The sequence below is a fragment of the Pseudarthrobacter sp. NamE2 genome, assembly GCF_005796205.1.
Taxonomy (GTDB): domain Bacteria; phylum Actinomycetota; class Actinomycetes; order Actinomycetales; family Micrococcaceae; genus Arthrobacter.
The window spans coordinates 1-409 of record NZ_VAHN01000055.1 but is presented as its reverse complement, the minus strand read 5'-3'; the positions used below and the strand labels follow the sequence as shown (position 1 = coordinate 409).

The 409-nt window shown below is 68.7% G+C and carries 1 pseudogene; it reads left to right on the top strand.

The features are described from left to right. Positions 1–409, top strand: a pseudogene (locus tag FDW83_RS18990) (glycine dehydrogenase (aminomethyl-transferring)); the annotation flags it as partial.

The following is a 409-nucleotide window of genomic DNA, read 5'->3' as shown; positions in this document are numbered from 1 at the left end:
CGGGCTGGAGGCTGACCTGACCGCGATCACCGGGTACGACCAGGTCTCCATCCAGCCCAACGCCGGTTCCCAGGGCGAGCTCGCCGGGCTCCTGGCGATCCGCGGCTATCATCACTCCCGCGGCGACCAGCAGCGCAACGTGTGCCTGATCCCGGCATCGGCGCACGGCACCAACGCCGCCTCGGCCGTGCTCGCGGGGATGAAGGTGGTCGTGGTGGCCACCGCTGCCGACGGGACGATTGACCACACGGACCTGTACGCCAAGATCGAGGCCAACCGGGATGTCCTGTCCTGCATCATGATCACCTACCCGTCCACCCACGGGGTGTATGACGCCGACGTCCGCGAGGTCTGCGACGCGGTCCACGCCGCGGGCGGCCAGGTGTATGTGGACGGTGCGAACCTCAAC